The organism is Kitasatospora sp. NPDC032757 (assembly GCF_055579305.1).
The window spans coordinates 1-2,223 of record NZ_JBVINN010000097.1 but is presented as its reverse complement, the minus strand read 5'-3'; the positions used below and the strand labels follow the sequence as shown (position 1 = coordinate 2,223).

At 72.2% G+C, this 2,223-nt stretch carries 1 protein-coding gene; it reads left to right on the top strand.

Annotation, left to right across the window (positions count from 1 at the left end; genetic code table 11):
• Positions 1–2,223, top strand: a 2,223-nt coding sequence (locus tag ACZ5WK_RS40205) for a right-handed parallel beta-helix repeat-containing protein (protein WP_465555523.1), incomplete at both ends; no start/stop codon positions are given.

The following is a 2,223-nucleotide window of genomic DNA, read 5'->3' as shown; positions in this document are numbered from 1 at the left end:
CCCAGGGGGGCATCCCATTTCCAGACTTCGCACAGCCCTGGCCGTCGGGGCCACGCTGCTCGGCACGGTCGGCCTGCCGGCCGTCGGTACGAGCGGCGCGGCAGCAGCGGTCACCACGCTCTACGTCAACAACGCGGCCGAGGCCCACTGCTCGGACAGCGGCGCCGGCGCCGGCACCCGTAACGCCCCGTTCTGCCACGTGTCCGCGGCCGCCGCCGTCGTCCAGCCGGGGCAGACAGTGGAGATCGCCGCGGGCAGCTACGTCGACACCGCGGTGACCGTGACGCGCTCGGGAACGGCGGCGGCGCCGATCACCTTCCGCGGCCCGGACAAGCAGCACGGCAACGCCAACATCACCGGCGGCGCACCGAACTACCCGGACAGCGCCGTCGTGGTCCGGGGCGCCGACCACATCAGGTTCGAGAACCTGGCCCTCGGCTCGTACCAGAAGCCGGTCGTGGTGGTCGACGGCGGCCACGACGTGTCCTTCACGGGCGTCTGGGGCTCCGGCGGCAGCGGTGCACACATCACCAACGGCTCCGGCCAGGTCACCTTCGCCGGCGGCTTCCTCCACAATCTGCGCGGCCCGGCCTTCCGGGTCGACGGCGGTTCCACCGGGACCGTGCTGAGCACGAACATCATCGACACCGGCGGCAGCCCGGACGGACCCGGGATCCTGGTCGACGGCGCCCCCGACACCGTCGTGGTGAGCAACAACGTCCGCACGGAGTGCTTCGCGGGCATCACGCTCGACGGCGCCTCGGGCGGTGCCGTCGTGGAGAACAACGCGGTGAACACCGCGCAGGCCGGCACGACGCCGTGCGGGGAGAACATCGCACGGGCGGCCGGCATCAGCGTCGCCGCGGGCGCCACCGCCGGCACCAAGGTGGACTACAACGTCGTCGACCCGATCAGCGGCGCCGCCGCCTACAGCTGGGCCGGCGCCACGTACGCCGCCCAGCCGGAGTTCACGGCGGCGAGCGGTCAGGGCGCGCACGACTTCGTCGCGTCGACCTGGGTCCACAAGGGCCCGGACGCGCCGCTCGACCATCTGGTCGACTCGGCCGACGAGAACGCGCCGGGCATGCTGAAGACCGACTACTGGGGCAAGGCGCCCGCCGACGACCCGACCGTGCCCAACACGGGCACCGGCAGCGGCATCCGCGACCGGGGCGCCTACGAGTCCCTGACCTTCGGCAGCCTGTTCACACCGGCCGGTCCGGCGCGGCTGCTGGACACCCGGGAGCCGGTCGGCGTACCGAGTGCGCAGGCGGTTCCGGCCTGGGGGACGGTCGATCTTCAGGTCGCGGGTGTGGCCGGAGTGCCGGCCACGGGCGTGACGGCCGTGACGATGAACGTCACGGTCACCGAGCCGACGCAGGCCGGCCACCTCACGGTCTACCCGCACGGTGACGTCGCGCCGAACGCCTCGAACCTCAACTGGGCTGCCGGCCGGACGATTCCGAACCTGGTAACGGTCCCGGTGAAGGACGGCAAGGTGTCCTTCTTCAACGCCTCCGGCGGCACGGTGCACGTGATCGCCGACCTGGCGGGCTACTACAGCGCCAAGGGCGATCTCTTCCACCCGCAGGGTCCGGCGCGGCTGCTGGACACCCGGGAGCCGGTCGGCGTACCGAGTGCGCAGGCGGTTCCGGCCTGGGGGACGGTCGATCTTCAGGTCGCGGGTGTGGCCGGAGTGCCGGCCACGGGCGTGACGGCCGTGACGATGAACGTCACGGTCACCGAGCCGACGCAGGCCGGCCACCTCACGGTCTACCCGCACGGCGGCAAGGCGCCCAACGCGTCGAACCTCAACTGGCCCGCCGGCCGGACGATCGCGAACCTGGTGACGGTTCCGGTGAAGGACGGCAAGGTGTCCTTCTTCAACGCCTCCGGCGGCACGGTGCACGTGATCGCCGACCTGGCCGGCTACTACGCAGCCGAGGGCCGGCTGACCTACTACTCCGCGGGGCCGGTGCGGTTCATGGACACCCGCGAGGACACCCACCGCGAGAACGGCGACCGTCCGGCGGGCACCGTTCCGGCCTGGGGCACCCTCGACGTCTACGTCGGCGACGTGCCGTACCTGGCCGCGGCGACCCTGAACGTCACGGTCACCGAGCCCGGTGCCGAGGGCCACCTCACCGTGTACCCGCACGGCGATGCGGCCCCCAACGCCTCCAACCTCAACTTCCTGCCCGGGGAGACCATCCCCAACCAGGT